This is a genomic window from Alcaligenes ammonioxydans (assembly GCF_019343455.1).
Lineage (GTDB): Bacteria > Pseudomonadota > Gammaproteobacteria > Burkholderiales > Burkholderiaceae_B > Alcaligenes > Alcaligenes ammonioxydans.
This window is the reverse complement of the sequence record NZ_CP049362.1, coordinates 2533793-2560018: the sequence shown is the minus strand read 5'-3', so window position 1 is coordinate 2560018 and position 26226 is coordinate 2533793. Positions and strand designations below refer to the sequence as shown.

Below are 26226 nucleotides of genomic sequence, written 5' to 3'. Positions count from 1 at the left end.
GTGTAACCCTGGCCCAGCCGTGTTGTTTCGGTCAAGGCAGGGAGCGGTAGGAAAAAGGGGCTTGACCCCCTGACCGTTCCGGGTTTTTCGTGAGTGCCTGGCACTCGCTCTTTACGTAGGTATGTATTGGCGATAAGAGCATCGTCTTCCGCACACCCCTTTAGCCTTGGCGCCGACTGATCATGCAGGACGCGTCCACAGTAACTCAAGGAGGAGCATCATGTCTTCATACTTCCCTCACGCCGGTGCCAAGTCGCGCTTGCACCGTTTTCCCCTGATTCAAGCCTCTGTGCTGACCAGCCTTCTGCTGGGGCTGTCCTCTGCCGCGCAGGCGGCAAGTCCGGCAGCCTGCGAGCTGGACCGCGCAGTCCGCTTTGGTGGCATGAATTGGGAATCGAATCTGGTCCTGACTGAAGTTGAGCGTTTTATCGCTGACAAAGGTTATGGCTGCAAGACCGAGGTCGTCTCGGTCGAGACGCTCCCGGCCTTGGCTGCACTGGAGCGAGGCGACCTGGATGTCAACTCGGAAATCTGGCTCAACAGTGTGGCTGACCCCTGGAAACAGGCCGAGGCCAAGGGAAATGTAAAACGTATTGGCGACATCTATATGGGCGGCGAAGCCTGGTTCATCCCACGCTATACCGCTGAGCGCCTGCCCGAACTGAAGTCGGCAGCCGACCTGCCCAAATTCAAGGATGAGTTCAAGGACCCGGAAGAGCCTGGTAAAGGCCGTTTTTATGGCTGCCCGGCAGGCTGGGGATGTGAAGTGGTCAGTGGCAATTTGTTCAATGCCCTGAAGTTGGGGGATACCTACACCTTGTTCTCGCCCGGTACCGGTGCCACCCAGAAGGCTGCGCTGACTTCTGCGTATCAGCGCAAGGAAAACGTGGTGTTCTACTACTGGTACCCCACGCCACTGGTGGGCTCCATGGATCTGGTCAAGCTGGAACTGCCGGCTTACGACGAGAAAAAGCATGGGTGTCTGACCGACCCCAATTGTGCCAATCCAGAGCCTAGTGACTACCCCGAAAACCCGGTATTCACGGCCGTGAATACGGAATTCTCCAAGCAGGCTCCCGAACTGACGGCTTTCCTGGCCAATGTCAGCATGCCCCTGGAGCTGATGAACGAAACCATGGCGCACATGGAAAAAACCGAAGGTGAACCCGAAGATGTGGCGCACTGGTTCTTGAAAGAACACGAGGACACCTGGTCCAAGTGGGTGCCTATGGAAGTGGCTCAGCGCGTAAAAGCCGCTCTTTAGTATTCGTGATGGTGTAGGGCGAGGCCGGCCTTGGTGGCTGCATCCTGTCTGGGTGCAGGAACCGAGCCGTACCTCGCTTTTCTGCCTGGCCCGTCCTGGGTCGGCAGGATTATGGCCGGGCCACAAGCCCGCGCTGCAAGCACGAGTTTTACGGAGTGTTTTTTATGTTTCCTGAGTTGATTGATCCGCGCGCCTTACGTTTGCCCATCGATCAGTTCGTTGGCGATCTGGTGGCCAATTATTCCAGTACCCTGCGGGCCATGACCCAGCCCCTGCTGGATATGCTGGTTTTCATGGAGTCGGTCCTGCGCAGCAGCCCTTGGTGGGCCGTGGTGCTGGTGGTGGTTCTGCTCGGTTGGCTGGCCAGCCGCCGTGTGCTGTTCTCCGTGGCCATGGGGGCCATGTTGTTTGTGATCGGCCTGATTGGCCTGTGGGATGCGGCCATGCAGACCCTGGCGCTCATGATTGTGGCCGTTTTTCTGTCTGTGCTGATAGGCATACCGCTGGGTTTGCTGATGGCCAGCTTCAATTGGCTGCGTCGTATCATGATGCCGGTGCTGGATGTGATGCAAACCATGCCCAGCTTTGTGTATTTGATCCCCGTGGTGATGTTGTTCAATCTGGGCAAGATCGCCGCACTGATTGCCACGATTATTTATGCCATTGCTCCCGTCATTCGCCTAACCGATCTGGGTATACGCCTGGTCGACAGCGAAGTGCTGGAAGCCTCTCGCTCTTTCGGCTCCAATCGTTGGCAGCAGCTTTATGGCGTGCAATTGCCTCTAGCCATGCCCAACATCATGGCCGGCATCAACCAGACAACCATGATGGCCCTGGCCATGGTGGTGATCGCCTCCATGATTGGTGTGCGGGGGCTGGGCTACGAAGTGCTGCAAGGCATTAACCGCCTGCAAGTGGGCCGTGGCCTGATGGCTGGCCTGGGTATTGTGCTGCTGGCCATCCTGTTTGACCGGATTACGCAAGAGTTCGGCCGTCGCTTTCAGACTCGGGAGGCCTCATGAGCAAGATTGAAGTGCGCAATATTTACAAGATCTTCGGCTCTCAACCCGAGCGCTGGCTCGATGAGGCTCGCAATGGTGTGCGCAAGGACGAACTGCTGGCAAAAAGCGGCCATACCCTGGGCTTGCGTGACATCAGCCTGTCTATTGAGCACGGCAGCATTTACGTCATTATGGGCTTGTCCGGTTCGGGTAAGTCCACCTTGATCCGCCACTTCAACCGGTTGATTGAGCCAACTGCCGGGCAAATTCTGGTGGACGATGTGGATGTGATGAGTCTGGACGGCAAGGCACTGATGCAGTTCCGTCAGCAAAAGATCAGCATGGTCTTTCAGCGCTTTGGCCTGTTTCCGCATCGCACCGTGCTGGAAAATGCGGCCTATGGCCTGCAGGTACAAGGCATGGGGCGCGCGGCTCGCGAAGAAAAAGCCACGTATTGGCTTGAGCAGGTTGGGTTGCAGGGCTTTGAAAGGCAGTATCCGCACCAGTTGTCTGGCGGTATGCAGCAGCGTGTGGGTCTGGCTCGTGCCCTGGCAACCGATGCCGACATCCTTTTGATGGATGAGGCCTTCTCGGCTTTGGACCCCTTGATTCGGCGCGAAATGCAGGATCAGTTGCTGGAGCTGCAGGCTCGTTTGAACAAGACCATTGTGTTCATTACGCATGATCTTGACGAGGCCCTGCGATTGGGGAACCGGATAGCCATTCTGAAAGATGGCGAGCTGATTCAGGAAGGGTCTCCCGAGGACATCCTTCTGTCACCGGCCAGCGATTATGTTCAGGCGTTCCTGCAGGACGTGAACCGCAGCAAAGTGCTCAATGCCGCCCATGCCGTGCGCGATTCCAGCAAGACCCTGACCTTTACCATGCGTACCCGGGCGGTTCATGCGCTTGAGCGTTTGAGCGAGCGCGGCGTGCGTTATGCACCGGTGCTCGATGGCAAACGCTTGGCGGGCGTGCTGATGCGTTCGCGGGCGCAGGAAGCTGTGCAGCAAGGTGCGCGGGATATTTCCGCGTTCGTAGATGAGATGAGTTCGGTACCCGCCACCATGGGACTGGATGAGATTCTCGGTCAATTGCTGCGTAGCAGCGAGCCCTTGGCGGTTACTGGTGAGAACGACGAGTTTCTGGGTTTGCTCTCGCGCAGCAAGGTAGTGGATCTGGTTAGCCCACTCATTGATGCGGTCGAGGCATCACCCAACACCGTCAAAGACGATACTGCGGCAGTTCTGGAGGCCATTGAGGGCAGCCAAGTGCGTTGACGAACGTGTTGTTGTGCTCGCAGCAAACAAGAAAAGGGCCTGTTTCCTAACAGGCCCTTTTCTTGCTGGGTTCTTCGTGCTGCAGGCAGTACCGGATGGGTTTGTCGGCCCCCACTGGTAGGGGTGCCTGTTCCTCCCAACTCAGGAGCGCCTTTACCCGCCCTTTTATAAGTGCGGCGAGCTCAAGGCGCTAAGCGGCAGCCTCTTGCCTATTGATGGGTGCAAGTCTTGCGCCGCGCGGGATTGTAGAGACGCAATATGTGGCTGTACCAGAACAGCAGCAGCAAGGCGGAGGCTCCCAATCCCAGACTGGCCATGGTCCACAGGCTTGCGGCGCCTAGGGGAGCGCCTGGTGCCAGCCATTGAATGATACTGTCCAATGCTCCGGCGCCTGGGCCAAAACCAAACCACCAGCCTCCACCCAGCCCCAGCACGCTCAAGGCGAAAAACTGCAGCAGCATGGGTACAAAAGCCACTTTGTAAGCGCGCAGCAGATAGGAGATCAGGCACTGGAACGCATCGCAAAAGTGGAAGAAAGGCAGTAGCTGCAGCAAGAGCAGGGCCAGCAGGGCGACATCGGGATCGTCGGTGTAGGCATTGGCCAGGCTGGGTCGCAGCAGCACCAGCAAGGTAATGGTAAGGGCAACCCCGGCCAGTACGATGGCCAGGCTTAACATGCCCACATGGCGGGCACGATGAAACTGTCCCGCGCCAATCGCCTGTGCGCTGACTGAGGCGGCTGCTACGCCCACTGCCATAGGCACCATAAAGCAGACGGCGGCCAGATTGGCCATGATCTGGTGAGCGCCAGACGCAAATACACCTTCACGCGCGACGAGCAAGGCCATGAAGCTGAAGGCGCAGATTTCAATCAGGTAAGAGCCGCCCATGGGCAGACCCAGGCGCAGCAGTTCTTTCTGTGCTGCCCAGGTGGGCAGGCCCAGTTTGAGGCTAAAGGGTTGGTAATAGCGGTCGGCACGTAGCAGCCATAGGCCGGCGGCCAGCATCAGCCAGGACACGACCGTGGTCGCCAGACCTGAGCCTACGGCACCCATTGCCGGCAAACCCAGTTTGCCAAAAATCAGCACCCAGTTGAATAGAGCCTTGAAGGCCACGCTGAACAGGTTGATCAACATGACCGCCTTGGGATGCGAGGTTGCCGTCCCCAGGCAGTAAATTGTCCTGAATACCAGAGCGGCAGGCAAGGCCAGTATCAGGCTGCGCAGATACCAGGTGACCCGCTCATGAACCTCAGGGCTCAGGTCACCTGACCAGCGCAGCCATATATCCGGAAACGCCAGCCCCAAGGTGCCGATCAGGGTGAGCAAAAGGGCCAGCCATACTCCTTGCCCCCACCAGCGGCCCACTTCTGTAAGGCGGCGTGCGCCAAATTGCTGGGCAATGATCGGGATCAGGGCGTGGATGACCCCCATTAAACCGATAAAAACGGTGATGTAAATGGAAACGCCCAGGCCCATGGCCTGCAGGTCTATGGCGCTGCTGTGGCCAACCATCACCGTATCCAGAACGCCAAAAGCGATACCTGCCCAGGAGCCGACCAGCACGGGCCAGGCCTGGCGCAGGATCTGGCCTGCCTGACCCTTCCAGTTGTGATGAAACACGGAGGACATGATGAAAACTTAGTGAGCCTGTATGCGCAGCAGACGAAATGCTTCGTGACGATCTGGCCCGCGTTTGCCTTGCCAGAGCTGGACGGCATTGTCCGGAATAGGGGCCTTGCCGTCCTGCAGATCGCGCAAGGAGAACTGTTCCAGTACCAGGGAGCAGCGATTGTCGAAGTTGATGTTGATGTTGTCAAACACCAGGAAGGAGGCCCGTTGTCCCGAGCCCAGTCCCCAGGAGCGCAGGCATTCGCAGGGCTGCTTGTGTTCACGCAAAGCCGCGGACAATTCGCCAGACACTTCGCGGTAACTACGTACGTAGTCTAACGAAGGCATCCACAGCGTGACCAGCAGGAGCCAGGTCGTAATCAGGCCACCCGCCGACAAGACGGTACCGCGCAGCAAGCCAGGCGGATTGCTTGACAGGCGCCAGCGCACCAGCGCAATCCAGGCAAGCGTGCCGAGCACGGCAATGATCATGACCGGCCAGGAGATGAACGTGTCGTATCCCTGGGTCTGGCGGGCAATATTGTGTGAAATCTGCCGTGGCCAGCCCGTTTGCTGGGCGATCCAGCCCAGCCAGACCGTGGCTGCCGTCAGTGAGAAACACATGATGGCAAACCAGTCCAGGGTGTTGATGACCCCCCGACGCAAGGTGGGCAGCGAGAAGGCAGCCAGAATGGCGCAGGGAACCACCAGCAAGGCATATTCTGGCTCGAAAGCATCGCGCATGAAGAGCAGGCTGAGCAAGGGGACCAGAAAGCTGATGGCGGGCACATAAATGTGGGGCGCCTTGAGCCAACTGCGCCATTGCCACAGCGCCAGCAAGGCCAAAGGCCAGATCGGCCAGAGGAACCACAGCAGATCGCGCAGGTTGTTCAACTGCTCCTTGAAGCCGGCCCACCCCCAGGCGGCCAGATGCCAAAGACGCCATTGCTCGGTCCAATACACGCTGACCCGTTTGGCGGGTATCCACCATGCCATGATGATTGCCAGCGTCAGGACAGCACTGAGGGCCAGCCATTGGCTATGCTGGCGCAAGGGGCCCCGGGGAATAAAGCACAAAACGGTTGCCAGCATGATGGGGCCGGCTCCCAGCCAGCCACGGGTCAGGAAGCAGGCGCCCAGGGACAGGCCCAGCATGATCGCTCCCGATGCCGGGCGGTCGAACATGCGCACCAGGCTGTATAAAGCCAGTGCCTGCAAAGCGATGATGGCGGGCACTTCCGAGGTTTCGTGCATGCGCCAGATGATGCCCACGGTTGCAACGGTCAGCAGCAAGGTGGCATCGGCAATCATGCGTCCATATGCGGTGGAGGACGGCTCGCCTCCGAAGGGCAGACGCAGCGGTTGAGCCTCTGGGCGGCGGGCCAACCAGTATGCACTGTGCCAGACCGAGGCCGCCAGCATGCCGAACCACAGCAGATTGGGCAGGCGGGATGCCACGATGTTGGCATTCAGCTCGGAGGTGAAGAGTTTGAGCAGGGGGGCAAAGAGCGTGATGAACAGGGCACCCAGCCAGGTGCTCAGTGGGCCGTCCTGGGCATGGGCCAGATCTCCTACCTGGGGCAACAACAGGGCCTGACCGCTGGGGTCAGACAAAGCGGTCAACATGGTCGCCAGCCCGATGACATCGTCTGCTTTCCAGGGGTCACGAAAAAACAGGCCCGCAAGAATATAGATGGTCCCAACAACAAGAAGAACCAGGCGGGGGAGTTTGACGGCAGCGGTGGCGGTCAGGCGGGCAGGGGTGGAGGTGGGTATGAGGCTGGATGACACGTCTAGGGTAAAACAGTCTGTTGATTCGCCCTATCTTAATGCAAAGGGGGCGCCTTGGCCGCGAAATTTGCGGTAAAAAAGGACCCCCACGCAGCGCCTTGGGCTTGCGCTCCACCTCGCGGCCTGAATGCGGCTTGGATTCGCCAGGCACACAGCAGTTCGCAATGAGCTGTTGTGTATCCGGACTCATCCCCGAGGGGGCTATTGACCTTGGGGCGGCCCGGCGGATAAAAAAAGGCAGCCAAAGCTGCCTTTTTGCGCTGAACGCGGTATGCCGAGAAAGAGAGCTTATTCGCCTTTCTTGACGGTACCAGCCGTACGGGCAAAACGGGCGCGGAATTTTTCAACGCGGCCAGTTTCCACGATACGGGTTTGAGCGCCCGTGTAGAAGGGGTGCGACTCGGACGTCACGTCACACTTGAACAGCGGGTAGGTCTTGCCGTCTTTTTCGGTGGTTTCGCGAGTCTGGACGGTGGAACGGGTGATAAAGGAGTTGCCCGTTTGCAGGTCCAGAAACACCACGTCACGGTATTCTGGGTGAATGCCTTCTTTCATGATGATTCCTGTTTTGACAAGTTAGGACCGCCAGCAAGGCACGTATCTACAAAAAATGGCGTAAAGCAGGGCTCACGTCCTCGTCCTGTAAATACCGGCACTAAAAAGCTAGAGGACTGTTTTTTTAACCGGGTTTGTAAAGCGCCCGATTGAATAATGCCTAAAGACTTTTTGCCACGTATCCGATAAAGCCTGAAATTTTAGCATTGAGCAGGCGCTTTTCAAAGAAAACTCGGCAAAAGCGCGGCACAAGTGCAACAAGGCGTGGATTGAACCGCCCCGTGTCTGCCTGGAAAGCACGCAAAACCGTGCCTGGCCGTGCCGCAGAGAAGTGGCAGCTCTATGTGTTCGAACACGGGGTGCCTAGTGCTGGTGGCGGGTGCTTCCTATCGTGCGGACCAGGTCGAGTCGAGAAGGTCAGTGGATGGTTGGCAGTTCGCGTCCTGCTGTCAGTCCAGAGAGCGGAGAATGGCACGAACCGGACTCGCATCTGCCTGAATCAGGGCCAGAGGCAAAGCGATGAGCTCGTAGTCGCCCGGAGCAATTTCGTCCAACACCAGATTTTCGAGCACGCGCATAGCATGATGACGTAGGACCTGATGACTTTCCAGTGTCTTGCTGCTGGCCGGATCGACGCTGGGCGTGTCGATGCCCACCAGCTGTATGCCCTGGTCGGCTAATAATTGCAAACTTGAAGGGGCGAAGGCTGTGAAATGATCGCTCCAGGCATCGTACTTGGCCTTGGCGGTGGTACTGACCAGGATGCGCGGCGGGCAATTGCTCAAATGAGGCAGCAGATCGGCTGGCTCGATCAGTGGGCGGCCATGACGGGCGTGGATGACGCGGCAGGGTCCCAGAAATGGCTCCAGCGCCATGTGGCCGGCACTTGGGCCGTGAGGGTCGTAGTGCAGGGGGGCGTCGGCATGCGCCCCCAGATGGGTAGACAAGCGGATTTCCGCCACATTGACCGGGCAGTGGGTGTCCAGGGTGGCTGTCCAGCGTTGCTGGTAGGCGGTGTCACCGGGGAAAACCGGCGATCGATCACTGACAGGCGGGGAAATGTCCCAGATCGTACGCATGCTGTGCTCGCTGCTGCTAAAAGAAGTAAGAGTCAGTGTAGAGGATTCCCGGCCCATCGGCGTGGCGGTGCGCTTGGCTCTAGCCTGATCCGGGCGACAACGTGACAAGGTCCTGTATTGGGCATCGAAATCAGCGTATTACCCAGTCTCACTGCACGGGGCGCCACCATTGTGCGCTGTAAAAAAGCAGCCCGAAATCCGTGTCACGGTTGCGTTTCGGGCTGCGTCCCGCTCAAGGCGGGCACACTGTTTCAGCCTTTATGCTGCCGCTTGCGAAAGGACAGAATCCATAAGCCCACAGCCAGCTCCAGAGCCGCGATAATCCACAAGCCACTTTGGAAGCTGCCGCTGGAGTCTTTGAGGGCGCCCAACATAAAGGGCGCGCCAAAGCCGGCCAGATTGGCGACAGAGTTAATGAAGGCCACCCCGATAGCTGCCGCCGAGCCCGCCAGGACCGCGTTGGGCAATTGCCAGTAAACAGGAATGCATCCCATGGTGCCGGACACGGCAATAATCAGGCTGATAAAGGCCAGGGCAGTGTTATTGCCCAGGAACAGTCCTACCCCCGCCAGACCGATTGCTCCGATGATGACAGGGACGCCGGTGTGCAGACGGGCTTCGCGATGACGGTCGGCACTAAAGCCCAGCGCCAGTTGAAAGACCGCTCCAAAGACATAGACCAGTCCGACCAGCAGGCCAACCTGTAAAGGATCGCTGGGGCCCAGTGAGCGAACCAGGGTGGGCGCGAAAAAGGCCAAGGTGGAGTTGGCAGCCACAATGCCAAAAAACATCAGGGTCAAGGTCCACAGGTCGGGGTTGCCCAAGGCTTTTTTGAAGCTGTGTTCGCGTGGTCCTGCGGCCTTGGCGTCCAGAGCCAGTTCTTGCTTGATCAGATCTTTTTCCCGTTGACTGAGCCAACTGGCTTTTTCGGGGCTGTCGACGATGAACATCACGGCCAGAATGCCAGCAAAAATTGTGGGCAGCCCTTCAAGCAGGAACAACCATTGCCAGCCAGACCAGTCGTTGACCCCGTCCAGGCGGGTCATGATCAGGCCCGCCAGGGGCGCGCCTACCACCGAGGCCACCGCCGAGGCCGAGATGAAGACCGCGAAGGCTTTGGCTCGCCGATGAGCCGGGAACCAGAACGTCAGGAACAGCAGCACGCCAGGCTGAAAGCCGGCCTCGAACGCACCCAGCAGAAAGCGCATCACATAAAAGTAGGCAGCTGTTTTGGTAAACATCATCAGTACACAGATCAGCCCCCAGCCAAAGGCGATACGGGCCAAGGTCTTGCGCGCACCAATGCGCAGCAGCAACCAGTTGCTGGGTACTTCAAAAAAGAAATACCCCAGAAAGAAGATCCCCGCGCCTATGCCGTACACCGTTTCGGAGAACCCGAGTTCGGGCTGCATTTGCAGTTTGGCAAAACCAATATTGAGCCTGTCTATCCAGGCCAGCATCCACAGCAGAAAAATAAAGGGCAAGATCCGCCACATGACCTTCTTGTAGATCTGGTCCAGTTCTTGTTTATCAGCGGACAAGGCGCGCGCGCCGTCCACGAGGGTGCTGCTCGTCATTGAAGTCTCCTGAGGTGGGTACCGCGTGTTAAGGCTAAGTGGGGGGCAGGCGCTGGGCCATCAGCTCGCAGGCAGCAACGATGGGGTTGATGACGGGGACGGCCAGCTTGTTTTGCAGCGCCTGTGCGCTTTGTGCCAGGGGCCCGCCGCCGATGATGACGGCCCGCGCGCCGTCTAGCTCAATACATGCCGCGACGCTGTCGGCCAATTCCTGATACTGACGCTCCGGCGCCTGGGCCAGATCCAGCGGAGCGGTGGGGGTCAGGCGCAGGCCCGAGAATTGTTCGATCCAGCCATAGCGTCTGACCTGATTCAGAATCGATTGCTCCAGCTGTGGCGTGGTGGTGGCGATGCCAAAAGGGGAGCCTGCCTGCACGGCTTGCTGCATGGCAGCCTGTCCTATGCCGATCACCGGTATGCTCACGCTCTGGCTCAGGGGCTGTAGGCCAGGGTCACCAAAAGCGCCGATGATGACACCGTCCGCGTTCCTGACCTGAGCCAGTACCAGCGGGTGTTCCGCCATGGCGGCAGCCTGCTCCAACTCCTCCTGGGTGGTCAGCATGCCTGGGCCTTGGGGAGCGCTTAGCCCCCGGACCTGGATATCGCTTCGCTGCAGGCTTTGGAAGCACGCCTGGGCGAGCGCCACCATCATGTCCGTCGTGGGGCGGGAGGTGTTGGGATTGATGAGCAGTACGGTATGAGACATAAATACGAGGGCCGCAGCAACACGGCTTATCCAATTGAAATCAGGTATCGAGGGGGCGACCAAAGGTTTCGGGTGCCAATTGCAGAACCGCGGCAAAGGTGATGTACATCCCCGCCATCAGGGAGAACATGCCGGCTACGCCATGAGCTTCCAGTACCCAGCCGCTCAGCGTCGGGATGAAAGCGCCCGCCAGGGTACCCAGGGCCAGAATGAATGCGGTTCCAAAGGCTCGCACACGGGTGGGATAAAGCTCGGGGGCGAAAATCCAGATGGTGGTGTTCAGCAGCAGGACGCAAAACTGGAAAGCTGCGCCAAACAGCAGCACCAGATAAATATTGGTACTTAGAAATCCGAAGGCCAGGCCACTGGCGCAGGCCAGCAAGGCTCCCGTGGTAAAGACACGTTTGCGGGGCAGACGCGACCCCAGCCAGGAGGCGGTCAAGGCACCCAGCAGACTGCCTGATTGCATCAGGATCGTAAAGGTGTAGCTTTTCACCAGCGAGTAGCCTTGTTCGACCAGCAAGGTGGGCATCAGCGTCAGAACCGTCAGTTGTGCCCCGTAGGTCATGCACACGGCGATGCCGGTGACCAGTGTACGCATGGCCAGAGGGCCTTGGAAAATCTCGCCCAAGCGCACACGTTCGACTTTTTGCCCTTGCGGACCGCTGTGCAGATAAGGGTAGGGCTGGGCAACAGGGCGGCCCAGCTTGCCCGAAGCCAGAATGTTCAAAACCTGATTGGCCTCTTCGATCCGGCCTTGCGACACCAGAAAACGCGGCGTTTCAGGTATGTAGCGACGATAGAACAGCACCATAAAAGCGGGCATGACCAGCAGGCCAAATACCCAGCGCCAGCTTTCAGGGCCGGGGAACAGGGTGAAGACCAGCAGGCCGAAAGCGGGGGCGAGCATATTGCCCAGGCCGCCGCCTGCCACGTTGATGGTGCCCACGGCGGTTCCGCGAAAGCGCGAGGAGCAGAACTCGGCCAGCATGGTGACGGCAATCGAGATTTCGCCGCCTAGACCAAAGCCCACAATGACCCGGCCCAGCCCTAACACCCAGTAGCTGGGGGCCAGGGCGCAGATCAGGGCTCCCAGCGTAAACAGCGCCAGATTGATGGTCAGCATGACGCGTCGACCATAGTGGTCGGCGATATAGCCCGAGAGCAAGCGCCCCAGGGCAGCAGCGGCGAAGGTCAGGGTGTTCAGAAAGCCGACGTCACGCGGTGTCAGCCCCCAGTGTTCCTGCAGCAGCGGGCCGACCAGGCCCACGGCATTTTGCTCCAGCACATCAAAGAGCACGCCCAGCAAAATCAGGGCCAGCACTTTGCGGTGCGAATGGGTGACGCCTATGGTTTCCAGCGAGTTTTCCAGTTGCTGCTGAACCGTAGGGTGATCGCTGGCCGTAGAACTGGCCGGTGCCGGCCCGGTGTCGGCTGGCAAGGTTTGCTGCTTGCTAGACATGGTTTCTCCTCGTTTCAGGACGCGTATGGCCCAACATCATTTTTTCACTCATTATGAAAATGAAAAAATCTTTTCAAAACTAGGGTAAACGAGAAAGTTTTTGCATATCTTGCGTAAGACTAGGGCAGGGTGTTGATATAAAAGGATTTTTAATAAAAAAAGGATCATCGCAATTTGCGTATGATCCTTATACGATTCCTGCCATGACATCGCCGGGGGCGGGCACACCTGGCTGGGTGGGCGTGCTGGATAAGTGCCTGTGAGGCGAGGGCGGTAAGCTACAGCTCCAGAAAGCTGTCGTGGAAAGCCTCTACCAGGCCTAAATGACGACGTCCGGCAGGACCGGCTTGATCCATGACCTGGCTCAGGATCAAATGGCAAAGGCCGATCACGGCCACATGGTTATCCAGCACACCGGGCGATTGGACGTCACAGCGCAGGGTCCAGCGACAGGCGCTTTTCTCTGCGCTGAGCTGGTCAGTGATGTGCAGCACATTCGGGTTCAGCTGCGCCATCTGTTCAATAAGCTGGTCCATATTGCGCACCCGACGGCGCAGGGCAAAAATGACCACCACGTCGTCGGCATGTATGCCTGCCAGATGTTCGCCCATGGTCTCACCCGGGCCAGGAATCAGTTGAGCCTCGGGGACGATTTGGAGCAATTGCCAGCGAAAGTAGCTGGCCAGGGCCTGGCTGGAGCGAAATCCCAGCACCCATACCTTGCGCGCATCCAGAATGGACTGAGCCACTTCCTTGAGCAGCGATTCGGGCAGGCGTCGGTATGTGGAGGCCAGATTGTTCTGACTTTGCTGCAAATGCGTCGTCAGTGATCGTTCGGCTTCCGTTTCGGTGGCTGCCAGCAGCAGAGGAGAACCCGCTTTTTTTTCAGATCGGACTTGTTTGCGGGCCGCTTCATAATTGCGATAACCCAGTCGCCGGATGAAGCGGGTGACAGTCGCATTGGATACATGGGCCAGGGACGCCAGTTCGGAGGCCGTGTAGCCCGCCAGATCCCCCGGAAAGTCCAGGGCAAATTCCGCCAGGCGTCGTTCAGATGGGGAGAGATCGTGAAGAATGTCACGTATGCGTCCGACAAAGGACTTCACGGCGGTATCAGACATAAGGTTCCGTACTCAGCGTTGGTGTGTTCTGGATTTTACGGGCAAGCGTGTCAAACGGTGGCAAAAACTGATATGCGCCGTCGGGCAGCAGGCTACAGATCTCCGCGTTCGGCCATGGAGACGGTCTGACTGGGGGTGACAATAATATGGTCCAGCAAGCGGATATCCACCAAGGCCAAGGCCTGACGAATATGGCGGGTCAGACGGATATCGGAGGCGCTGGGGTGCGCGGCGCCCGAGGGGTGGTTGTGGGCCAGAATCAAGGCGCAGCTGTGATGGCGCAGGGCTGAGCGCACAATTTCCCGAGGGTAGACCGATGCTTGATTTATCGTCCCCCGGGCGATCTCTTCCGCACAGATCAAGCGAAGCTGGTTGTCCAGGAACAGGGCCAGACAGTGTTCCACTGGCAAATGACCCAGATGGGCCAGACAGTATTCGCGCACTTTGTCGGCATGGTTCAGCACTGGCAGGCCGTTTAGGGATTCCAGGGCGCAGCGGCGTTGCAGCTCGCGGATGACCAATAGTTCCGTGCATTTGGCTGGGCCGATTCCATCCAGTTGGCGCAGGGCTGAAGCATCGGCCGATAATAATCCTTTGAGTCCGTTAAAATGGTCCAGCAACATCTGGCCCAGCTCGACAGCGTTGCGCTCGCGTGTCCCGGTGCGCAGCACAATACCCAGCAGTTCAGCGGTCGTCAGACAGGTGGGGCCGTGCGCCAACATGCGCTCACGGGGCCCTTGGCGGCGTAAAGTGGATGTGGCCATAAGAAACGCTAAAATGCGGTAATTGAATGATTTTCTATAGTGAGCGATCGTGAGTAACTCTGCTAGTTCCGAGCTTGGAATTGTCCGTCAGGATTCCTACCTGACTTTGCACTATCGTATAGAGCTGGCCAGCGGCCCGGCAGCAGGCTCTGTGTTTGCGGATACTTTTACTGGCCGTCCGGCGACCTTGCAGATGGGCAACGGTCAGTGGGCCCCCGGTATGGAAGAGAAGTTGCTGGGGCACCGTGAAGATGAGCGTTTTCAGCTCGACATCGCCCCTGAGGAGGCGTACGGCGCCCGTAATCCTGACCTTTTGCAGCGTATCACCCGCGAAATGCTGGCCAGCAACGCCGCTGAAGGCGTGGAGTTCGTGCCCGGTGATATGGTCGAGTTTGCTGCCCCTAATGGCAGCCGCTACTCGGGCGTGCTCAAGGAAATTGACGACAAGACTGCCTTGTTCGATTTCAACCATCCCTTGGCCGGTGTGGCCTTGCGTCTGGATGTTCATATTTTGGGGATTCTGTAATGAGTCAAGTTGCTCCTGTTCAGAACGCTGAGGTTGTTCTGGCCCAACCCCGCGGATTCTGTGCGGGGGTTGACCGTGCGATTGATATTGTCGAGCGTGCTTTGGAGTTGCACGGCGCGCCTATCTACGTGCGCCACGAAATTGTTCACAACCGGTATGTGGTGGAAGATCTGCGCAGCAAGGGGGCCATCTTCATTAAAGAGCTGGACGAGGCCCCGGCCGGTGCGATCGTCATCTTTTCAGCGCATGGCGTGTCGCGTCAGGTGCGTGACGAGGCCGAGCGGCGTGGCCTGAAAGTGTTCGATGCCACCTGCCCGCTGGTGACCAAGGTGCATATTGAAGTGTCCCGTATGCGGGCCGAAGGTCGCGAGATCATCATGATTGGTCATGTGGGCCATCCCGAGGTCGAAGGCACATTGGGTCAAGCCGACGGAGGGATGTACTTGGTCGAGACGCCGGAAGATGTAGCCAAGCTGAATGTGGCCGACCCCGACAAACTGGCCTTTGTGACGCAAACCACCTTGTCGGTGGATGATGCGGCGGTCGTGGCCCAAGCCTTGCGCGAACGTTTCCCCACCATTGTCGAGCCCAAGAAAAGCGATATCTGTTACGCCACCCAGAACCGCCAGGATGCGGTCAAGATCATGGCGCCGCAGTGTGATCTGGTTCTGGTGGTCGGCAGTACCAATAGCTCGAACTCCAATCGTTTGCGTGAGGTAGCCGAGCGCAAGGGCGCGGAAGCTTATCTGCTGGATAAGCCGGAGATGATTGATCCGGCCTGGCTGGTGGGTAAAAAGCGCGTGGGCGTGACAGCGGGCGCATCGGCACCAGAAGTTCTGGTCAATCAGGTGATTCAGCGCTTGCAGGAATTGGGCGTAGGCAAAGTGCGGGCCCTGGATGGGGTGGAAGAAAATATTGCCTTCCCGCTGCCCCGAGAGCTGTCGCGCAAGATTGAAAGCCTGAACAAATAAAAAAACGAATTTTGCAGGGTGGACAGGAGACAAGATGATTCTATATAGCTACTTTCGCAGTTCCGCCGCGTACCGGGTGCGGATCGGTCTGAATCTCAAAGGTCTGGATTACCAGATCAGGCCGGTTCATCTGCTCAAAGATGGGGGACAGCAGCATCAGCCCGATTATGTGCAGGTCAACCCTGTTCAACTGTTGCCCGCCCTGGATGATGACGGTCTGATCATTACGCAATCTCTGGCCATTCTGGAGTATCTGGACGAGCGTTATCCCGAGCTGCCTTTGTTGCCCAAGGCCTCGGCAGATCGGGCCTGGGCGCGATCCATGGCTCAGACGGTAGCCTGCGATATTCACCCCCTGAACAATCTGCGCGTATTGCAGTACCTGAAAAATGATTTACATGTTCAGGAGGATGCGCGCAACCAGTGGTATCGCCACTGGGTCAGCGTTGGCCTGGAAGGGCTGGAGGCCCTGGTGCTGCGGCATGGCAAAAAGGGTCAGGCCTTCATTTTTGGTGATCTCCCCAGCATCGCCGAGATTTGTCTGATTCCGCAAATGTTTAATGCCCGTCGCTTTGACATCGATCTGACCGCCTTCCCCCGCTTGTTGGCCGTAGAAGAGAAATGCCTGGAACTGTCTGCCTTTCAGGAAGCAGCTCCCGACCGTCAACCCGATGCTGCTTGAACGCGCGGTGTGACGGTGATCCGGTCGGGGGCCGACCGGACGTTACCCGCCTGTCAGGCGGGTTTTTCTTGACTTCTTGCTGGGAGCTTCCTGGCAGGAGGGCGTAAAGGACGAAACATGATGATTGGTTTTTGTGGGCTGGGCCGGATGGGCCAGCCTATGGTGAGGCGTCTGTTACAGGCGGGTTATCAGGTTCGGGTTTGGAATCGTTCCCGGGACAAGGTGCTCCCCTTGGTAGAGGCTGGTGCCATTTGTTGCGATACGCCGGCACAGATGGCCGAGCAATGTGAGGCCGTGTTTCTGTGCGTTTTTGATGCGCAGGCGGTATACGATACCGTTCTGGGTGAACAGGGGCTGGCCAGCGTCCAGGGCGCGTTGCGCATCGTAGTGGACCATTCCTCGATTTCACCGCAGGCAAGCCGTGACATGGCAGCCCAGTTGCAGCAACGTTGTGGCGCGCACTGGCTGGACGCCCCCGTGTCAGGCGGTGTCGGTGGCGCCGAACAAGGTACGCTGGCCATTATGGTCGGAGGACAGGCAGCGGCATTGGAGCGGGTTCGTCCTGTGCTGGCCGCTTATTCACAGCGCGTGACCCTGATGGGCGCGGTGGGCGCTGGTCAGGTAACAAAATTATGCAATCAGACCATTGTGGCCACAACTTTGACGGCGATTGCCGAGGCGTTGAGCCTGGCCAATGACAATGGCGTGGACGCTTCCCGAATCAGCGAGGCGCTGGGGGGCGGCTGGGCCGATTCGGTTTTGCTGCAATTGTTCGTGCCCCGCATGACCCGTCCGGACACGCAGGTCAAGGCATCGGTGGACACCATGCTGAAGGATTTGAACACGGTGGCGCAGTTGGCCAGTGTCAGTCATACGAGCATGCCGGTGGCCCATGCTGCCCAACAAACGTACCGCAACGCCCACCGGATGGGACTGGGTAAGGAAGATGTCGCTCGCATTACGCAGGTGAATAGTTACAATTACGGGGAATAAACTACCATCAGTCAAACTTAGTTTCGGTATTATGTCGGCTATTTGAAGTTGGGACTGTAGGTCTACAAAAGGGAAGTCATGAAGAAAAGTACAGGGCTGGTCACACTGGTTGTCGTGCTAGCGGCCGCATATGGCGGTTCGACTTGGTACACCGGCAAGAAAACAGAAGCGCTCGTGGGCGAGAAAGTGGCCCAGTTCAACACCCTGGCTGCCGAGCAAATGCAGCAAATGGGAATGAACGAGACGGTCGTCATGAATGTAGTCGACTACCAGCGTGGCGTGTTTTCCTCTACCGCTCGTTACACCCTCACACTCACGCCAGCCGACGCACAAGAGCAACCCTTGGAGTTGACCTTCGACGACAAGATCAGCCACGGTCCGCTGCCCATGTCCGCCTTGGCAATGGGCAACTTCACCCCTGTTGCGGCCTTGTCGCACAGCACCCTGGTCAAGACCAAAGATACGGAAGGCTGGTTCAAGCTGACGGGCGACAAGACTCCCTTGTGGGCCGACAGTCTGGTGGGCTTTGACGGCGCGGTGGACTCCAATGTTCACTTTGAAGCTATCAAGCATCAAGGCGATGAGATCAAGGTCGAGTTCAGCGGCGGCCAGTTGCGTACCAAAGCCGGTGGCAAGAGCAAGGATATTGTTGTGACCGGCAGCTTCCCCAAGCTGTTTGTCGATGACATCAGCGAAGAGCCCTTGAAGCTGGAAGCCTCCAACTTCATCATGGACTTCAAGCAGACCGGTGACATCAATGTCAATGGTAACCAGGTCGGCAAGCTGAGCGTAGATGATGTCAAGATGCAGTCGGCCGAGACCGAGGGTATTACCTTCAAGCAGATCGCTGTCAATTCGGATGCCGTCACCAAAGACTCCATCAGCGATACCAAGGTGAGCTACCTGTTGACCGACCTGGTGTTTGAGGACAAGGTCAAGCTGGGCTCGGTTGAGCTGGTCATGGGTTTTGATCGCGTGTATGCGCCGGCTATCTCCGCCATCTCCAAACTGATTTCTGACACCAAGGTGCAAGACGATCTGGAAGCGGTTGACGGGCCTACCGCCCAGAAGGTGATGGAGCTGGCGCTGCAAGCGCTGGAGCACAAGCCTGTGCTGCGTATCGAACCCCTGCGTTGGTACACAGAGGCTGGTGAATCCAAGGCCAATCTGCGCATGGAGTTCCAAAAGCCCAATGCGACGCAACAAGAATTGCTGGAAAGCCCCGAGCTGTGGGTTGAGGCAATTCCTGCTGCCCAGCTGGATGTCCTGATCTCCAAGCCTATGCTGCGTGGCCTGGCCGCGGAGATGGACAAGGCAGAGGGCCTGTCCGCCGAGGAGGGCAATGCCGCCATGCTGGACATGGTTCTGGATGCCGCCGTGGCTCCTTATGCCGAGTCCAAGATGCTCAACAATGATGAGAACAGCATTTCGACCACGATCAAGTACAACGGTCAGGATCGTGTGTTCGACATCAACGGTCAGCGCTTTACGTCCGAGCAGTTGTTGGGCCTGGTCCTGATGGGCATGATGTAATTGGTCTGGACCTGGTCCAGTGCAAAGCCCACCGGAGTCCGGTGGGCTTTTTAGTGTGGGGCTGCAAACCGTGGATGTGGCCTTTTTTGTTTCTTGTGTTTAAAACGGAGCGGATTTAATGGCCAGCTTAGCGGATCAGTTGTCCAGATTGGTCTACAGCACGGACCAGGGGCGCGTATGCCCGGACTGTGAACAGCCGAAAAACCAGTGCTGTTGCGAGGAGAAGCGCCGTCAGGAAAAGCTGGCCCAGGAGCAGGGGCCAGTGCGTTTGAGTCTGGAGACCAAAGGGCGCAAAGGAAAAGGCGTGACCGTGGTCACAGGACTGGTGATGCCTGAGGAGCAGCTCAAGGCCTTGGTCAAGGAGCTGAAAAACGCCTGCGGGGCAGGCGGGACACTGAAAGAGGCAGGTCTGGAAATTCAGGGAGACCATCGAGCCCTTGTGCAGGCGCGCCTGGAAGAAAAGGGCTTGACGGTCAAACGGGTAGGCAGACCCTGAGAGCCAATTAGAAGCTGTAACCCAGGCCTACTCCGCCAAAGACGCTGCTTTTTTTCTCCACCAAGGGGCTGTCTTTGGCCTCTTCCCCCAAGGTGTTTACGCCCACCAGTCCTTGCAGGGACCAGCTTTCGCTGAGCTTGTGGGTGTACTGGCCGTACAGCGCATAGGAGCGCAGGCCAGCATCGGGACGGTAGCGTTGCAACTGACCATTGCTGGCGGCGGCCTCATGCGATTTCACCCCGAAGTAGGTACGCATGGCTTTTTCATTGGACCATTTCAGTTCGGCACCCATCGAGAAACTGCTGTCCTGGTCATTCCACAGGCGGTAGCTCAAGTCCAGAACGGCTGTAGCACCGTAGCCGCTTTTCAGCGCCTGATAGTAACTGCCCTCGATTTTGGCATTGCCCAGACGGTAGGCCGTAAACACCCCTAGGTTGCCGTGACGGTCAATATCGTCCGTGCCGTGCAGGCGGTCAGCATCACCCGATTTACGGGCACGGGCCAAAGACGCATAGGTGCCGATGGTCCAGTTGTCGGTCAGATTGGTTTGCAGGCCCAGGGCAGGCATGCCAGCTTTGGGGGCCAGAAAGAAGTGCCCATTGCGGTGTGACAGCAGGGGATAGAAGCGGCCGCCGTAGCTGTCAGCCCCCTCATACTTGGGTGCAAAACCGACACCCACGCCCACCGTGGTTTGCTGCGCCAGTGCCTGACTGGTTCCTACGGTACACAGAATGGCTAAAAGGCAGGGACGCAGTGCAGAACGAATGAGAGTGGGCATGGCAGATTTCCTTGTGATACGGGTAAAAACAGGCCCGCTTGTGGCGGGCCTCGTTATCGTATCAAGGTTTGGGGCAGCGGCGACAAAATCATGACCGGTCTGTATGGTCTGTTGTTCTGACCCTACATGCCCTCAGGCGCGAATATAAATCCAGTTTTCAGCCTGTAATTGCACCAGCGTCGTGATGGCTCCCTGCGCCAGAACCTGAAAGCGTTCAGGTGCGCGGAGCGACTGATTGCGCAGCGTATTCGGGCACAGGAAGGTCACGGTGTCCAGATCGTGTTCCATGCCCTGGACACAAGCCTGAACGGCCTGTGCGTTGGCAATGATGCGAATCTGGGCCTCGGGCATGTCCTTGAGCAGGTTACGCGCATTGCTGCGGGCCCGCTCCAGGGCGTCGGGGGTGGGGGCATGCAAGAGTACACGGCTTGTCATGAGTCGGTTTTCCTGGTGAATTAGCGAGGGCCGAAAACCCGTTCGCTGATGTCGGGTGAGGCTCCGGTCTGCATTTGGATACGGCCCTGCTCATCTTGCCAGATCATGGCGGGCGTGGCGCGCAGATCCCATCCCATCATCAAATCTTCGTTGCGGGTCAGGTCGGCCTCAATGTCGCTGGGCACGCTGTCCAGGCCTTTGATACCGGCGCTGCGGTCTTTCAGCATGGCCAGGGAATGCTCGTTCAAGGCCTGGGTGGGATTGTCGGCGGCGAGAATGGCAGCCGACTTCAGACTGCTGCTGGGAGCCAGAATACCCACCATCACATGGCGCAACTGCACTTTTCCGGACTCGACCCAGGGGCGGGCCATTTGCCAGAACTGCATGCAGTAAGGGCAGTTGGGATCGGTGAAGACATAGACTATGCGAGGTGCTGTGTCTTCGCCATCCTTGATCCAGCGGGATTTTTCCAGCTTGCCCAGCATGTCCTTGGCAATGACCGGCTGCACCAGCTTGTCCAGACCCGCCGGGCGTACTTCCTCGCCCTTGGCATCGATCATGGTGCCCACCATCATGTGTTGTCCATCGGGCAGCTTGTAAATGGCCAGCGCCTGATTACCACTGTAGGCCCCCCAGGCTTTCAGCCCGCCCGGGGCGTCAAATTCACCCACAACAGACAGCCCCTGTTCTTCCAGGGCTTTCAAGGCAGCCGGAAGCTCAGCCGCGTAAGCGGCGGTGCCGGCGTACAGTAGGCTGGCCAGAGCCAGACGAATCGAAAAAGAGGAAAGCGGCATGGTGTTAATCCTGCAAAACAGTCGGTGAATGTATATATCCAGAAAACATATACTAAGAGCCAAATGGAATAAAAGAATGGGACTAGGTCGCGCAGGGATAGTTCCCCATTCCTGTTCCGAGCGGGCTGTATTTCCGCTGTGGTCTGGACTTAAGTACGCAGCTTCAGGTTGGCCAGCTCCAGCAGGCGGTAGGTTTCATGGACGGGCAGTCCCATGACACCGGTATAGCTGCCACTCAGGTGGCTGACAAACGCTCCGCCCAGACCCTGAATACCATAGGCACCCGCCTTGCCCATCGGTTCCCCGCCCGCGCAATATTCCTGGATTTCCTGCTCACTCAAGGTTTTGAAACTGACTTCACTGATGCTGATGCTTTCAAATTCCACTCCACCTACGCCCAGTGACAAGGCCGTCGTCACTTTGTGGCGGCGGCCCGAGAGTTCGCGCAGGATACGCGCCGCATCGCTCGGATCGGCGGGTTTGCCAAAAATGTCCTCGCCCATGCTCACGGTGGTGTCGGCGCTCAAAATGGCGCGCTCCTGATCCAGCTGGCTGTTTTGCGCGCGCCACTGCAGGGCCCGCTGTAGCTTGTCACGAGCCGTGCGACGTACGTACTCCAGTACGGTTTCTTGTGCCAGACGGGGTTCGTCCTCGCCGGGAGGGCTGGGAACAGCCAGAACCTCATGCGTGATCTGTATGCTGTTGAGCAGGTCGTGGCGGCGAGGACTGGCTGAAGCCAGGTAGATGGGCTGAAAAGGCATAGGAACCAGAAGTAAAAATAGGTTTAGGCGCGATGATAAGGGTGCCCGGTCATCACGGACCAGGCGCGATACAGTTGTTCGGCCAGAAAGATGCGGACCAGCGGATGGGGGAGCGTTAGCGAGGACAGACGCAACATGCCATGGCAGCTCTGCTTTAAGGTCGAATCCAGGCCATCCGGGCCGCCCACCAGAATCGCAATGTCCTGACCACTATTGCGCCAACGCTCCAGCTCCTGGGCCAGTTTGACGGTGGTCAGATCCTTGCCGCGTTCGTCCAGGGCAATGCGCATCGCCTGGGCGGGAATGGCCGCTTCAATACGTTTTGCCTCGGCCTGCATCATCTGGGCAGGCGTTTTGCCGCTGGTACGGGGTTCGGCCTTGATTTCACGGAGTTCTATGGCGCAGTCCTGGGGCATGCGGCGTGCATATTCCTGCCAGCCCTGTTCCACCCAGTCGGGCATACGCTGACCTACCGCGATGACAATGAGTTTCATGAAACGTCGTCAGAAGAAACAAAAAAGAAATGAAGGAAAAAAGGGCCCCCACGCTACGCCTTCGGCTTGCTTCTCCCGACGGGGCGCTTGTTACCTTGGGGCGGCCCGGCGGTAAAAAGCCCTCACGCTGCGCCTTCGGTTTGCGCTCCACCTCGCGGCCAGCAAGCCGCTTGGATTCGCCAGGGGACATTTTTTACCGCAGGCGCCGAGCTTTGGGAGCGGCCCGGCAATAAAAAGGCCGCAAGCTTGGTTGCGGCCTGAGTACCGCCGGGAAAGGGCGGAGGGGGGGCTTAGTCTTCGTCGTCGGCAGCGCTGGCGAAGAAGCCAGCCGGTGGGACCTGACGCGATTGCGGCAGCAGCTCCACTTCGACGGGGCGCTCGCCCCACAGTTCTTCCAGGTTGTAGTACTGGCGGATGGCGGGTTGCATGCAATGCACCACGATGTCACCCAAGTCCAGCAGCACCCATTCACCGGTGTCCTCGCCTTCATGCGCCAGGACTTCGACTTTGTTTTGACGTGCTTTATCAGAAACGCTCTGGGCCAGAGCGCGAGTTTGCCGGTTGGACGTACCACTGGCGATGACCACACGATCGAACAGGCCGGTCATGTGGGTTGTGCTAAAGACCTTGATGTCTTGAGCTTTGACGTCCTCGAGGGCATCGATGACGAGTCGTTGAAGTGTTTCTATATTCATAAAAAGAACTATACAGGGCGCGCCTGTGGGTGGGAAAGATAGAGCCGTTTTTTGTCAATGTATTGAGCGACTTTTTCCGGGACCAGGGCTGTGATGTTGTCACCACGCTGCACTCGCTCCCGAATCTGGGTCGCCGAGACATCCATGGGAAGAAAGTCGATCTGATGTAAACGGCGTTGAAGCCGGCTCAGTTCCTGCTGCAAGGCCGTGGGCGTTTCCAAGGGGCTGCCAGGGCGCTGGGCAACAGCCAGTTCGACGTGCTCGAGAATTTCCTGCCAGTCGTTCCAGCTGCAAAAATTATGCAACTGATCGCTGCCTAAAATCCAGAAAAACCGTGTTCCGGCAGGCAACTGGCGCACGGTGTCTATGGTGTAGGTGGGGCCGCCGCGTTCGATCTCTACCGGGTTCACCCGCAAGCCGGAGTGGCCTTGCGCCGCCAGTTCCGCCATGGCCAGACGATCCTGGGCGCTGGCGCCCAGCGCATCGCGTTGCCAGGGCTGGGCGGCAGGCAGAAGCTGTACCTGATCCAGCTGCAATTGCTCAAGCGCGGCGAGCGCCAGCGCGACGTGAGCCTTGTGGATGGGATCAAAACTGCCTCCCAGAAGCCCTACACGCTTTAAATCCATTCGCGCGGCACCAGATATTGCGCCAGGGCCGCTTCCGGCGTGCCCGGTTCGGGCGACCAGTTGTAGCGCCAGTTTGCTTGAGGAGGCATGGACAGCAGGATGGATTCAGTACGTCCTCCCGACTGCAGACCAAAGAGGGTGCCCCGGTCAAACACCAGATTGAACTCGACGTAGCGCCCACGGCGTATGGCCTGGAAGTCCCGGTGCGCTGGTGTATAGGCGTGATCCATGCGGGCACGCACTATGGGTACGTAGGCGTCGGTAAAGGCATTGCCTACCGAGCGCGTCAGTGCGAAGCTGGCCTCAAAGCCGGGCTCGTTCAGGTCATCGTAGAAAATGCCGCCAATACCGCGGGTTTCGTTGCGATGCTTCAGATAGAAATACTCGTCGCACCAGCGCTTGTAGCGCGGATAGTAATCCTCACCATGTGGGGCCAGGGCGTCGTGGCAGACCTGATGGAAATGACGGGCATCGTCCTCGTTCAGGTAGTAGGGCGTCAAGTCCATACCGCCACCAAACCAGAACACATCGGCCTGGTCCGCTGTCTGGGCCTGAGCCACAAACATACGCACGTTCATGTGCGTGGTGGGCACAAAGGGGTTGCGCGGGTGAATCACCAGCGATACCCCCATGGCCTCCCAGGGGCGACCGGCCAGCTCTGGACGGTGAGCACTGGCCGAGGGGGGCAGGGTATGCCCCTTGACGTGGCTGAACAAAACGGCTGCCCGTTCGAACACGGGGCCGTTCTCCAGCAGGCGGGACAAGCCGCCCCCGCCTTCTGGACGATCCCATTGGTCCGACTCGAAGGGCGTGCCGTCCAATTGCTCCAGGGTGTCCACGATGTGGCTTTGCAACTGACGGAAATAAGCCTGGACGGTATCAATGGGTAAAGACATGGAAAGACCTTGCTGCGTGAATCAGGTTTCGCTGCTGGGCAGGGCGCGCCAGCCAATATCGGTGCGAAATTGTTTGCCGTCAAAATGAGTCTGGGAAATGGCCTGGTAGGCTGCTTCCTGGGCACGACGGATGGAATCGGCCATTGCGGTCACGCAGAGCACACGGCCGCCCGTGGTCACCACGACGCCGTCCTTCATCTGGGTGCCAGCGTGGAAAGTGATGCACTCGTCGGTATCGTTGGCAAACTGGGTGATGACATCGCCCGTGCGGGGTTCTTCGGGGTAGTTGGCCGCGGCCAGAACCACACCAATAGCAGTACGACGATCCCATTCAATCGTGGCTTCGTCCAGCTTGCCGGCCAGAGCCAGCTCGAAGGTTTCGGTCAGATCGCTCTTGATGCGCATCATGATGGGCTGGGTTTCAGGATCGCCCATGCGGCAGTTGAATTCCAGTACCTTGATGGGACGGGTGGCATCCGGGCCATCGCCAATCATGACGCCGGCATACAGGAAGCCGGAGTAGGGCAGGCCTTCCTTGGCCATTCCCTGCATGGTGGGGTGAATGACTTCGCGCATGATGCGGTTGTGCAGCGTGGGGCTGACGATAGGCGCAGGCGAGTACGCGCCCATCCCGCCGGTGTTGGGGCCTTGGTCGCCATCTTTCAAACGCTTGTGGTCCTGGCTGGTCGCCATGGGCAGCACATTTTTGCCGTCACACATCACGATGAAGCTGGCTTCCTCGCCGGTCAGGCATTCTTCCACCACGACGCGGGCACCGGCAGCACCAAAGCGGCCATCACCGAGGATGTCGTCAATCGCACCCAGCGCTTCTTCCAGCGTGGTGGCCACGATTACGCCCTTGCCGGCGGCCAGGCCATCGGCCTTGACCACAATCGGAGCGCCTTGCTGGCGGATGTAATCCTTGGCCGCCTCGGGGTCGGTAAAGGTGGCGTAGGCCGCCGTTGGAATGTTGTGACGCACCATAAAGGCCTTGGCGTAGTCTTTGGAACTTTCCAACTGGGCTGCTGCCTGGGTGGGGCCGAAGATCTTCAGGCCGGCCGCCCGGAAAGCGTCCACGATACCGGCTGCCAGCGGGGCCTCCGGGCCGACGACGGTGAAGGCAATTTTCTCTTGCTTCACAAAGGCAATCAGTTCCTGGATATCGGTGATGGCCAGGTTTTCAATACGTTCGGCACGCGCAGTGCCGCCATTGCCAGGGGCAACGTAGACAGTCTGCACACGTGCAGATTGGGCCAGGCGCCATGCCAAGGCGTGTTCACGGCCGCCGCTGCCGACAACAAGTAGCTTCATAGTGATGAGTCGGGCAGGGCCCGCA

Annotated in this window: 27 protein-coding genes; 9 read left to right on the top strand and 18 right to left on the bottom strand. The window is 58.4% G+C overall.

Annotated elements, in window-relative coordinates; genetic code table 11:
- Positions 1-220: 220 nt before the first annotated feature.
- The 3 genes from FE795_RS11780 to FE795_RS11770 all read left to right on the top strand — a co-directional run bounded on the left by FE795_RS11780 (position 221) and on the right by FE795_RS11770 (position 3545).
- Positions 221-1264 carry an ABC transporter substrate-binding protein gene (locus FE795_RS11780; RefSeq protein WP_003802787.1) on the top strand — a complete coding sequence of 348 codons (1044 nt, stop codon included), beginning with the start codon at positions 221-223 and terminating at the stop codon, positions 1262-1264.
- A gap of 164 nt (positions 1265-1428) precedes the next feature.
- Positions 1429-2286 carry an ABC transporter permease gene (locus FE795_RS11775; RefSeq protein ID WP_003802789.1) on the top strand — a complete coding sequence of 286 codons (858 nt, stop codon included), beginning with the start codon at positions 1429-1431 and terminating at the stop codon, positions 2284-2286.
- Positions 2283-3545 (top strand): quaternary amine ABC transporter ATP-binding protein, encoded by a 1263-nt coding sequence (locus tag FE795_RS11770; protein WP_131070720.1) that lies wholly within the window; start codon positions 2283-2285, stop codon positions 3543-3545. Before FE795_RS11775 ends, FE795_RS11770 begins: the two co-directional genes overlap by 4 nt.
- A gap of 209 nt (positions 3546-3754) precedes the next feature.
- Here FE795_RS11770 and FE795_RS11765 read toward each other — a convergent pair whose 3' ends face one another.
- The 9 genes from FE795_RS11765 to radC form a co-directional block, all read right to left on the bottom strand.
- A complete protein-coding gene (locus FE795_RS11765) occupies positions 3755-5176 on the bottom strand; it encodes an MATE family efflux transporter (protein WP_003802793.1) in 1422 nt (473 codons plus the stop codon).
- Between the two features lie 9 nt (positions 5177-5185).
- Positions 5186-6946, bottom strand: a complete 1761-nt coding sequence (locus FE795_RS11760) for an ArnT family glycosyltransferase (RefSeq protein WP_219234941.1) — start codon at positions 6944-6946, stop codon at positions 5186-5188.
- Positions 6947-7234: 288 nt separating this feature from the next.
- Positions 7235-7501 (bottom strand): type B 50S ribosomal protein L31, encoded by a 267-nt coding sequence (locus FE795_RS11755; RefSeq protein ID WP_003802796.1) that lies wholly within the window; start codon positions 7499-7501, stop codon positions 7235-7237.
- A gap of 449 nt (positions 7502-7950) precedes the next feature.
- Positions 7951-8580, bottom strand: a complete 630-nt coding sequence (kynB, locus tag FE795_RS11750; RefSeq protein ID WP_003802798.1) for an arylformamidase — start codon at positions 8578-8580, stop codon at positions 7951-7953.
- 251 nt (positions 8581-8831) lie between these two features.
- Positions 8832-10157, bottom strand: coding sequence for an MFS transporter (locus FE795_RS11745; RefSeq protein WP_003802800.1), 1326 nt, complete (start codon positions 10155-10157; stop codon positions 8832-8834).
- Between the two features lie 34 nt (positions 10158-10191).
- Positions 10192-10863 (bottom strand): aspartate/glutamate racemase family protein, encoded by a 672-nt coding sequence (locus tag FE795_RS11740; protein WP_059317980.1) that lies wholly within the window; start codon positions 10861-10863, stop codon positions 10192-10194.
- Between the two features lie 40 nt (positions 10864-10903).
- Entirely contained in the window at positions 10904-12325 is a 1422-nt protein-coding gene (locus FE795_RS11735; protein ID WP_131070719.1) for an MFS transporter, read from the bottom strand.
- A 278-nt stretch (positions 12326-12603) separates the two neighbouring features.
- On the bottom strand, positions 12604-13446 hold the full coding sequence (locus FE795_RS11730; protein WP_003802806.1) for a MurR/RpiR family transcriptional regulator: 843 nt from the start codon (positions 13444-13446) through the stop codon (positions 12604-12606).
- A 92-nt stretch (positions 13447-13538) separates the two neighbouring features.
- Positions 13539-14210: a RadC family protein gene (radC, locus tag FE795_RS11725; protein WP_003802807.1), complete on the bottom strand. Its 672-nt coding sequence runs from the start codon at positions 14208-14210 to the stop codon at positions 13539-13541.
- A 49-nt stretch (positions 14211-14259) separates the two neighbouring features.
- Here radC and FE795_RS11720 point away from each other — a divergent pair, with 49 nt between their 5' ends.
- The 6 genes from FE795_RS11720 to FE795_RS11695 all read left to right on the top strand — a co-directional run bounded on the left by FE795_RS11720 (position 14260) and on the right by FE795_RS11695 (position 19411).
- A complete protein-coding gene (locus FE795_RS11720) occupies positions 14260-14736 on the top strand; it encodes an FKBP-type peptidyl-prolyl cis-trans isomerase (protein WP_230406177.1) in 477 nt (158 codons plus the stop codon).
- Positions 14736-15707, top strand: a complete 972-nt coding sequence (gene ispH, locus FE795_RS11715; RefSeq protein ID WP_003802811.1) for a 4-hydroxy-3-methylbut-2-enyl diphosphate reductase — start codon at positions 14736-14738, stop codon at positions 15705-15707. The genes FE795_RS11720 and ispH overlap by 1 nt, the downstream gene beginning before the upstream one ends.
- Before the next feature lie 34 nt (positions 15708-15741).
- A complete protein-coding gene (maiA, locus tag FE795_RS11710) occupies positions 15742-16389 on the top strand; it encodes a maleylacetoacetate isomerase (RefSeq protein ID WP_131070718.1) in 648 nt (215 codons plus the stop codon).
- 117 nt (positions 16390-16506) lie between these two features.
- Positions 16507-17382 (top strand): NAD(P)-dependent oxidoreductase, encoded by an 876-nt coding sequence (locus FE795_RS11705; RefSeq protein WP_059317977.1) that lies wholly within the window; start codon positions 16507-16509, stop codon positions 17380-17382.
- A gap of 78 nt (positions 17383-17460) precedes the next feature.
- Positions 17461-18915, top strand: coding sequence for a YdgA family protein (locus tag FE795_RS11700; RefSeq protein WP_003802816.1), 1455 nt, complete (start codon positions 17461-17463; stop codon positions 18913-18915).
- Between the two features lie 118 nt (positions 18916-19033).
- A complete protein-coding gene (locus FE795_RS11695) occupies positions 19034-19411 on the top strand; it encodes an SUI1 family translation initiation factor (RefSeq protein ID WP_059317975.1) in 378 nt (125 codons plus the stop codon).
- Between the two features lie 7 nt (positions 19412-19418).
- Here the strand turns inward: FE795_RS11695 and FE795_RS11690 are convergent, their stop codons facing one another.
- The 9 genes from FE795_RS11690 to purD all read right to left on the bottom strand — a co-directional run bounded on the left by FE795_RS11690 (position 19419) and on the right by purD (position 26201).
- Positions 19419-20189 (bottom strand): MipA/OmpV family protein, encoded by a 771-nt coding sequence (locus FE795_RS11690; protein WP_059317974.1) that lies wholly within the window; start codon positions 20187-20189, stop codon positions 19419-19421.
- Positions 20190-20321: 132 nt separating this feature from the next.
- Positions 20322-20624, bottom strand: a complete 303-nt coding sequence (locus tag FE795_RS11685; RefSeq protein ID WP_003802825.1) for a DsrE family protein — start codon at positions 20622-20624, stop codon at positions 20322-20324.
- 20 nt (positions 20625-20644) lie between these two features.
- Positions 20645-21418: a thiol:disulfide interchange protein DsbG gene (gene dsbG, locus FE795_RS11680; RefSeq protein ID WP_003802829.1), complete on the bottom strand. Its 774-nt coding sequence runs from the start codon at positions 21416-21418 to the stop codon at positions 20645-20647.
- A 149-nt stretch (positions 21419-21567) separates the two neighbouring features.
- Positions 21568-22179 carry a Maf family protein gene (locus FE795_RS11675; protein ID WP_003802832.1) on the bottom strand — a complete coding sequence of 204 codons (612 nt, stop codon included), beginning with the start codon at positions 22177-22179 and terminating at the stop codon, positions 21568-21570.
- Positions 22180-22202: 23 nt separating this feature from the next.
- Positions 22203-22673, bottom strand: a complete 471-nt coding sequence (gene rlmH / locus FE795_RS11670; protein WP_003802834.1) for a 23S rRNA (pseudouridine(1915)-N(3))-methyltransferase RlmH — start codon at positions 22671-22673, stop codon at positions 22203-22205.
- Positions 22674-22963: 290 nt separating this feature from the next.
- Entirely contained in the window at positions 22964-23368 is a 405-nt protein-coding gene (rsfS, locus tag FE795_RS11665; RefSeq protein WP_039943627.1) for a ribosome silencing factor, read from the bottom strand.
- Positions 23369-23376: 8 nt separating this feature from the next.
- Positions 23377-23994 carry a nicotinate (nicotinamide) nucleotide adenylyltransferase gene (nadD, locus tag FE795_RS11660; RefSeq protein WP_131070717.1) on the bottom strand — a complete coding sequence of 206 codons (618 nt, stop codon included), beginning with the start codon at positions 23992-23994 and terminating at the stop codon, positions 23377-23379.
- Positions 23985-24890, bottom strand: a complete 906-nt coding sequence (gene hemF / locus FE795_RS11655; RefSeq protein ID WP_003802840.1) for an oxygen-dependent coproporphyrinogen oxidase — start codon at positions 24888-24890, stop codon at positions 23985-23987. Before hemF ends, nadD begins: the two co-directional genes overlap by 10 nt.
- 21 nt (positions 24891-24911) lie before the next feature.
- Complete coding sequence (purD, locus tag FE795_RS11650) at positions 24912-26201, bottom strand: phosphoribosylamine--glycine ligase (RefSeq protein WP_003802842.1); 1290 nt, start codon at positions 26199-26201, stop codon at positions 24912-24914.
- Between the last annotated feature and the right edge of the window lie 25 nt (positions 26202-26226).

Coding starts and splice junctions, on each gene's coding strand:
- rlmH (WP_003802834.1), bottom strand. CDS start 22,673: ATGAAACTCATTGTCATCGCGGTAGGTCAGCGTATGCCCGACTGGGTG.
- purD (WP_003802842.1), bottom strand. CDS start 26,201: ATGAAGCTACTTGTTGTCGGCAGCGGCGGCCGTGAACACGCCTTGGCA.
- FE795_RS11765 (WP_003802793.1), bottom strand. CDS start 5,176: ATGTCCTCCGTGTTTCATCACAACTGGAAGGGTCAGGCAGGCCAGATC.
- nadD (WP_131070717.1), bottom strand. CDS start 23,994: ATGGATTTAAAGCGTGTAGGGCTTCTGGGAGGCAGTTTTGATCCCATC.
- dsbG (WP_003802829.1), bottom strand. CDS start 21,418: ATGCCGCTTTCCTCTTTTTCGATTCGTCTGGCTCTGGCCAGCCTACTG.
- ispH (WP_003802811.1), top strand. CDS start 14,736: ATGAGTCAAGTTGCTCCTGTTCAGAACGCTGAGGTTGTTCTGGCCCAA.
- FE795_RS11700 (WP_003802816.1), top strand. CDS start 17,461: ATGAAGAAAAGTACAGGGCTGGTCACACTGGTTGTCGTGCTAGCGGCC.
- FE795_RS11755 (WP_003802796.1), bottom strand. CDS start 7,501: ATGAAAGAAGGCATTCACCCAGAATACCGTGACGTGGTGTTTCTGGAC.
- rsfS (WP_039943627.1), bottom strand. CDS start 23,368: ATGAATATAGAAACACTTCAACGACTCGTCATCGATGCCCTCGAGGAC.
- radC (WP_003802807.1), bottom strand. CDS start 14,210: ATGGCCACATCCACTTTACGCCGCCAAGGGCCCCGTGAGCGCATGTTG.
- FE795_RS11685 (WP_003802825.1), bottom strand. CDS start 20,624: ATGACAAGCCGTGTACTCTTGCATGCCCCCACCCCCGACGCCCTGGAG.
- FE795_RS11695 (WP_059317975.1), top strand. CDS start 19,034: ATGGCCAGCTTAGCGGATCAGTTGTCCAGATTGGTCTACAGCACGGAC.
- FE795_RS11780 (WP_003802787.1), top strand. CDS start 221: ATGTCTTCATACTTCCCTCACGCCGGTGCCAAGTCGCGCTTGCACCGT.
- FE795_RS11740 (WP_059317980.1), bottom strand. CDS start 10,863: ATGTCTCATACCGTACTGCTCATCAATCCCAACACCTCCCGCCCCACG.
- kynB (WP_003802798.1), bottom strand. CDS start 8,580: ATGCGTACGATCTGGGACATTTCCCCGCCTGTCAGTGATCGATCGCCG.
- FE795_RS11735 (WP_131070719.1), bottom strand. CDS start 12,325: ATGTCTAGCAAGCAGCAAACCTTGCCAGCCGACACCGGGCCGGCACCG.
- maiA (WP_131070718.1), top strand. CDS start 15,742: ATGATTCTATATAGCTACTTTCGCAGTTCCGCCGCGTACCGGGTGCGG.
- hemF (WP_003802840.1), bottom strand. CDS start 24,890: ATGTCTTTACCCATTGATACCGTCCAGGCTTATTTCCGTCAGTTGCAA.
- FE795_RS11705 (WP_059317977.1), top strand. CDS start 16,507: ATGATGATTGGTTTTTGTGGGCTGGGCCGGATGGGCCAGCCTATGGTG.
- FE795_RS11690 (WP_059317974.1), bottom strand. CDS start 20,189: ATGCCCACTCTCATTCGTTCTGCACTGCGTCCCTGCCTTTTAGCCATT.
- FE795_RS11730 (WP_003802806.1), bottom strand. CDS start 13,446: ATGTCTGATACCGCCGTGAAGTCCTTTGTCGGACGCATACGTGACATT.
- FE795_RS11745 (WP_003802800.1), bottom strand. CDS start 10,157: ATGACGAGCAGCACCCTCGTGGACGGCGCGCGCGCCTTGTCCGCTGAT.
- FE795_RS11675 (WP_003802832.1), bottom strand. CDS start 22,179: ATGCCTTTTCAGCCCATCTACCTGGCTTCAGCCAGTCCTCGCCGCCAC.
- FE795_RS11775 (WP_003802789.1), top strand. CDS start 1,429: ATGTTTCCTGAGTTGATTGATCCGCGCGCCTTACGTTTGCCCATCGAT.
- FE795_RS11770 (WP_131070720.1), top strand. CDS start 2,283: ATGAGCAAGATTGAAGTGCGCAATATTTACAAGATCTTCGGCTCTCAA.